The organism is Pseudomonas sp. HMSC067G02, assembly GCF_001813485.1.
Lineage (GTDB): Bacteria > Pseudomonadota > Gammaproteobacteria > Pseudomonadales > Pseudomonadaceae > Pseudomonas > Pseudomonas aeruginosa.
On sequence record NZ_KV812635.1, the window covers coordinates 25,263 to 31,410 of the forward strand.

Below are 6,148 nucleotides of genomic sequence, written 5' to 3' on the forward strand. Positions count from 1 at the left end.
CCCGGGCGGGCCTTTTCCATCCGGCGACGGATCAGCAGGTGCAGCACATCATCGGCATGCCGTTGCAACTCATCATCATCGGCATGCCGCACTCCATCATCTTCGCCATCAGCATGCAGCAATTCTTGAACATCTCCATGTCCATGCCCTGCATCGGCATCATCCTGCAATGCAGGGCGTCGCCCTGCATGGAGCACTCCATCATGCACTTCATCGGAGCCATGCCCATCATCGGCATGCCCATCCCCATGCCCATCGTCGGCATCATCGCCATGCAGGCCTGGGACATGCCCATCATCGCCAGGTTGCCGCACTGCATCATCATGGGCATGCCGCAGTTCATCATCATCGCCATCATCTCGGCGCTGTTGCGGAACTGGCCCATATCCATGCCCATCGCCGGCATCATCTTGCACAGCATGCCGTCGTCCATCGTTTCGCACTGCATGCTCGCCATCATCATCGGCATGCCCATCATGGGCATCATCGGCATGGCGGCATTCATGTTCATCGGCATCTGCATGGCATTCATCATGGCGGTAACTCCTGTAGGCGAAGCGGGGGTAAGTGCGACTGGGGCCGATTCTAGGCAGCGCCGGCGCACCGGCAAGATGCCGGTGCAACAGCCGCGCCGGGCGCTGCATGGCGGCTAGCGGCGAGGCAGCGAAGGCGTTCGGCGCAATGACAGCGGATTCCGCTGCATGACGGAGGAGCGCATCGTCGCGACAGGTATTTCGACGCGATGGATATTCGAATCGGGCCTATCCAAATAACCCAAGTGAATAAACGTTCTAAGACCCGTCGCGTTTTTTGCCTCGCCCGGCGCCGCCCCTCTATTCCGCCGCTTTCCGGCGTTCGGACGATGCCCTGGGGAAACCGCGCGGGCCGACGCGGAACGCGTGCGCGGCATTGCCCCAGGCCAGCGCCGCGGCCAGGCCGATCAGCGGCAGCAGGGTCCAGGGCAGCATCTCGCTGCCCCAGCGCTGCAACACCATGCCGCCCAACGCTCCGCCGCCGGCGATGGCCAGGTTCCAGGCCACCACGATCATCGACTGGGCCAGCTCGGCGCCCTCCCCGGCGGCGTCCGCCGAGGCGGTCTGCAGCAGCGTCGCCGCGCCACCGAACGTCAGTCCCCAGAGGGCCAGGCCGGCGAACGCCAGCCAGCTCCAGCGAGCGCCCAGGCACAGCGCCAGCGCCGCCACGGCGAACAGCGCCAGGCTGGCCAGGACCATCCGCCGCAGGTGCCGGTCGACCAGCGCGCCGACCAGCCAGATTCCCGCCACCGCGGCGCTGCCGAATACCAGCAGGGCCAGGTCCACCGAGGCGCCCAGGCCGACCTTGGCGAGGAACGGCGCGATATAGGTGTAGAGGATGTTGTGCGCCAGCACCCAGGCGACGATCACCAGCAATACCGGACGCACGCCCGGCGTGCGCAGCACCCCGAGCAGGCGCAGGCGCCGCCCGGCCGGCTGGCCAGGAAAGTCCGGCACGCTGTGCAGCACCCAGCCGACCAGCAGCAGCGCGATCAGCGACAACAGGCCGAAGGCCCAGCGCCAGCCGAGCAGGCCGCCCAGCCAGGTGCCCAGCGGAACGCCGAGCGACAACGCCAGCGGCGCACCGAGCATGGCCACCGCCAGCGCCCGCCCTTGCTGCTCCGGCGGCACCAGGCGCCGCGCGTAGCCGGCCAGCAGGCCCCAGGCGAGGCCGGCGGCGACGCCGCTGCCGAAGCGCGCCAGCAGGGTCAGGCGGTAATCCGAGGAAACGGCGGTGAAGCTGTTGCAGACGAAGAAGATCAGCAGCGCCAGCAGCAGCACCCGGCGCCGCCGCCAGCCCTGGGTCAGGCTCGCCGCCGGCAACGCGGCCAGTAGCGAACCCAGGGCATAGACGCTGACCAGCTGCCCGGCCAGCGCCTCGCTGACCGCCAGCCCCGCGCCGATTTGCGGCAGCAGGCCGGCCGGCAGGGTTTCGCTGAGAATGGCGACGAAGCCGGACATCGCCATCGCCAGCAACGCGCTCAGCGGCAGCCGCGGCGCCACGGCCGACGCAGCGGCCCCGGCGTTCTCCGGAAATGCTTCGCGGCGTCCCATCAGCGCACCTCCGCGGAACGGTAGACGGCGTCGCGCAGGTCGTTGACGAAGCGTCCCGACATGCCCTCGAACAGGGTGTTGGTGAGCGCCACCACCGACAGTTCGCGGGCCCGGTCGACGAACCAGGAATGCCCGTAGGCGCCGCCCCAGCGCCAGGTGCCGGGAGACTCCGGCGATTGCGCGATGGCCGGGTCACGCAGCACGGAGAAGCCCAGGCCGAAGCCGAAACCGGGATTGGCCGGCAGTTCCAGGCCGGGTACCTGGTCGCGGCCCATTTCCTCCACCAGGCCAGGCGTCAGCAACGGCGCGCCGCCCTGGCGAAGGACCTCCAGAAGGCGCAGCACGTCGCCGGCGCTGCCGATCATCCCCGCCCCGCCAGACGCATAGGCAGACGGCTCGAAGGCCCGACGCGGCTCGAAGCGAATGCCGACGCAGTCCTCGAACGGCGTGACGGTCTCCCGCTCGGCCATCCGCCGCGGGCGTGGCCGGTCGCTGACGTAGACCGCCGCCAGGCGTTGCGCGTCGGCGCAGAGGAAGCCGCTGTCGCGCATGCCGGCCGGAATCCCGACCCGCTGCCGCAGCGCTTCCGCCAGCGGCCGCCCGTCGACCCGCGCCACCAGCGCGCCGAGCACGTCGGTGGCCAGCGAATAGCCCCAGGCGCGGCCGGGCTCGTAGAGCAAGGGCACGGAGGCCAGGCGACGGAGATTCTCGGCCAGGTCGAAGCCCGGCAGGTCCATGCCGTCGGAAATCCCGGCGCGGGCATAGGGGCCGTCTGCGTCGGCTTCGAGGAAGCGATAGCCGAGGCCGGCGCTGTGGCTCAGCAACTGCCGCGGCGTGATGCGCGCCTCGCGGCCGTCGGCCAGGCGCGGACGGAACGCCGGCAACCAGTCGGCGATCGGCTCGTCGAGGGCCAGCCGGCCCTCGTCCACCAGGCTCAGGGCGGCGACGCTGACGATCGGCTTGCTCACCGAGGCCAGGCGGAACAGGCTGTCCTCGCCCATTGTCCGGCCGGCCTCGCGGTCGGCCAGGCCGGCAGCCCGTCGATAGAGCCACTGCCCCCGGTGCGCCACCAGTACCACCGCTCCCACCAGGCGCTGGTCGGCGAATGCCGCCTCGATCGCCTGATCGACATGTTCCGCCAGGCTGCGCCCTGGCCCTCGTTCGAAACCTGGCATGCAGGACTCTCCGCGGACGATGAAGGATGCGGACAGGCTAAGAGCGCTGCAAAAGCGGAAAAAGACGGATAGAGTTCCGCTCTATCCGGACCTTCATGTCCGTAATCGGAGCCTTGCATGGACAGCCTCAGCGGTTTCACCGTCTTCGTCCGCGTCGCCGAGACCCGCAGCATCGTCGGCGCCGCCCGGACCCTCGGCGTCAGCGCCTCGGCGGTGGGCAAGCGGGTCGCCCGCCTGGAAGAGAAGCTCGGCGTGCGCCTGTTCCACCGCAGCACCCGCAGCATCACCCTGACCGCCGAAGGCAGCCTGTTCCTCGAGCGCAGCCGGCGCATCCTGGCCGAGATCGAAGCCACCGAGCTGGAGCTGTCGCAAAGCCGCGAGACCCCGCGCGGGCGCCTGCGGGTCAGCCTGCCGCTGGTCAGCGGGCTGGTCCTGCCGGCGCTCGCCGATTTCATGCAGGCCTATCCGGACATCGAGCTAGACCTCGACTTCAGCGATCGCGTGGTGGATGTCGTCGACGAAGGCTTCGACGTGGTCCTGCGCACCGGCCAGCCGGTGGATTCGCGGCTGTCCATGCGCGAACTGGGCGAGTTCCAGTTGAAGTTGGTCGGCTCGCCGACCTACTTCGCCCGCCACGGCACGCCACGCTGCCCGGAAGACCTGCTGCGGCACACCTGCCTGCACTACCGCTTCTCCAACACCGGCCGCCTCGAGGAATGGCCGCTGCGCCGCGCGGACGGCGAAGCCCCGCCGCAGATTCCGGTGTCGATGGTCTGCAACAACATCGAGACCCGCGTCTGCTTCGCCCTGCGCGACCAGGGCATCGCCTGCCTGCCGGACTTCTCGATCCGCGAGGCGCTGCGCGAAGGACGCCTGGTCAGCGTCCTCGACGCCTTCTGCGAGCGCCGCGCGCGGTTCTTCCTGCTCTGGCCGTCCGGCCGCCAGGTCTCGCCCAAGCTGCGCGCCTTCATCGACTTCGTCGCGCCACGGGTGATCGCCACGCTGGGCTGAAGCGCGCCTGGCAGGGCCGGTCAAGCCGGCGGCAGACAGGAACAAGACCGCGGCGGCCACGGAGCGTCTAATAGGTACATCCACCCCTTGCCAGGCCGCATCCATGATCAACATCGAGACGCCGACCTACTACACGGCGACCAAGAAGTACGAGCTGTCCTTCCCCTCCCTGGAAACCGACCTGGACGCCGACGTGGTGGTGATCGGCGGCGGCTTCTCCGGCATCAACACCGCGCTGGAACTGGCCGAGCACGGCATCACCGACATCGTCGTGCTGGAGGCCCGCCACCTCGGCTTCGGCGGTACCGGGCGCAACGGCGGGCAGATCATGGCCGGCATCGGCCACGACCTGGAGAAGATCCGCAAGGACGTCGGCGAGGACGGCCTGCGGGCGATCTTCGAGATCAGCGACCTCGGCGCCGACATCATCAAGGGCCGCATCGAGAAGTACGCCATCGACGCCGACTTCTGCCACGGCTACGGCTACATGGGCTTCAACGCACGCCAGGCGAAGACCCTGCAGGCCTGGGAAAAGGAATTCCGGTCGCTCGGCTCGCCCCATGAGATCCGTTACCTGCACGGTGCCGAGGTGCGCCAGATCATCGGCTCGGACGCCTACGGCAGCGCCCTGCTGCACATGGGCGGCGGCCATGTGCACTCGCTCAACCTGCTGCTCGGCGAAGCCAAGGCGCTGGCCGGCCTCGGCGCACGGATATTCGAATACAGCCCGGCGCTGGAGGTGCAATACGGCGAGCGCATCCGCGTGCGCACGGCCAAGGGCTCGGTCACCGCGAACAAGCTGCTCTGGGCCTGCGACAGCTTCCTCAACCGGCTCGAACCCGAGCTGCACCGCACCACCATCAATACCTACGCGTTCCAGATGATGACCGAGCCGCTGCCGGACGAACTGATCCAGCGGATCAGCCCGATCCGCGGCGCCTACAGCGACATCCGCCCGGTCATCGACTACTACCGGGTGACCAACGAGAACCGCCTGCTGTTCGGCGCCGCCACGCCCTTCGTCGAACGCATCCCCGGCGACCTCAAGGCCTGGAACCGCAAGCTGATGCTGAAGATCTTCCCCTACCTGGAGCACGTCCGCATCGACCTCGCCTGGGGTGGGCCGATGGCTTGCAGCGCCAACCTGTTCCCGCAGATCGGCAGCCTCTCGGGGCGGCCCAACGCGTTCTTCGTCCAGGGTTATTCCGGGTTCGGCGTGACCCCCAGCCACATCGTCTGCAAGGTCCTCGCCGAAGGCATGAGCGAAGGCTCGGCGCGCTACGACCTGCTCAGCTCGGTACGCCGCATCCCGATCCACGGCAAGGACCACTTCCGCCCGCTGCTGCTCAGCGCGGGCAAGACCTGGCACCAGCTCTCCGGCTACTGGAACGGCCGGCGCTGAAACCTACCGATCACTCTACAAGGAGCATTCCCATGGCCATTACCGTTATCCGCCACGGCATCACCCTCGATGAACTGGACGCCTGGGGCAGCGTTGCCGACCTCGGCTCGGAGATCCTCGAAGGCGAGGTGAAAGCCTTCGGCAAGATGACCGCCGGAGCCCCCACCGACCCGGTCAGCGCCGCCTACTTCGGCACCACCGCCGGCAAGTTCCGCATGACCTATCCGTTCAGCGAACAGGCCACGGTGGTCAGCGGCGAGGTCCGCCTCACCGACGAGTCCACCGGCCAGAGCACGCTCTACAAGGCCGGCGACAGCTGGTTCGTCAGCAAGGGCACCCCGGTGCTCTGGGAGGTTGCCGACGGCGGCTTCGTCAAGCATTACTACGCGGTGGCTTGAGACACCGGCGTAACGGCGAGCCATTACGCCCGGAGGCGCTGCCAGCCCTCGACACGCCCCCGTAGGGCGAATAAC

The 6,148-nt window shown here is 68.4% G+C and carries 6 protein-coding genes; 3 read left to right on the plus strand and 3 right to left on the minus strand.

The genetic code is table 11. From position 1 onward, the window contains the following. Window positions 1–31: 31 nt before the first annotated feature. From HMPREF2914_RS06665 to HMPREF2914_RS06675, 3 genes are all read right to left on the minus strand, one after another. Window positions 32–535, minus strand: a complete 504-nt coding sequence (locus HMPREF2914_RS06665) for a hypothetical protein (protein WP_003089400.1) — start codon at window positions 533–535, stop codon at window positions 32–34. 298 nt (window positions 536–833) lie between these two features. Then, on the minus strand, window positions 834–2,087 hold the full coding sequence (locus HMPREF2914_RS06670; protein ID WP_003131673.1) for an MFS transporter: 1,254 nt from the start codon (window positions 2,085–2,087) through the stop codon (window positions 834–836). Continuing rightward, window positions 2,087–3,262 carry a serine hydrolase domain-containing protein gene (locus HMPREF2914_RS06675; protein ID WP_023091776.1) on the minus strand — a complete coding sequence of 392 codons (1,176 nt, stop codon included), beginning with the start codon at window positions 3,260–3,262 and terminating at the stop codon, window positions 2,087–2,089. The genes HMPREF2914_RS06670 and HMPREF2914_RS06675 overlap by 1 nt, the downstream gene beginning before the upstream one ends. 117 nt (window positions 3,263–3,379) lie before the next feature. Between HMPREF2914_RS06675 and HMPREF2914_RS06680 the strand changes: the two genes are divergently transcribed. The 3 genes from HMPREF2914_RS06680 (at window position 3,380) to HMPREF2914_RS06690 (ending at window position 6,073) form a co-directional block, all read left to right on the plus strand. Then, complete coding sequence (locus HMPREF2914_RS06680) at window positions 3,380–4,273, plus strand: LysR family transcriptional regulator (protein ID WP_003111387.1); 894 nt, start codon at window positions 3,380–3,382, stop codon at window positions 4,271–4,273. 103 nt (window positions 4,274–4,376) lie between these two features. After that, window positions 4,377–5,675 (plus strand): NAD(P)/FAD-dependent oxidoreductase, encoded by a 1,299-nt coding sequence (locus HMPREF2914_RS06685; RefSeq protein ID WP_003089406.1) that lies wholly within the window; start codon window positions 4,377–4,379, stop codon window positions 5,673–5,675. Window positions 5,676–5,707: 32 nt separating this feature from the next. Continuing rightward, window positions 5,708–6,073 carry a cupin domain-containing protein gene (locus HMPREF2914_RS06690; protein WP_003089408.1) on the plus strand — a complete coding sequence of 122 codons (366 nt, stop codon included), beginning with the start codon at window positions 5,708–5,710 and terminating at the stop codon, window positions 6,071–6,073. Window positions 6,074–6,148 lie beyond the last annotated feature (75 nt).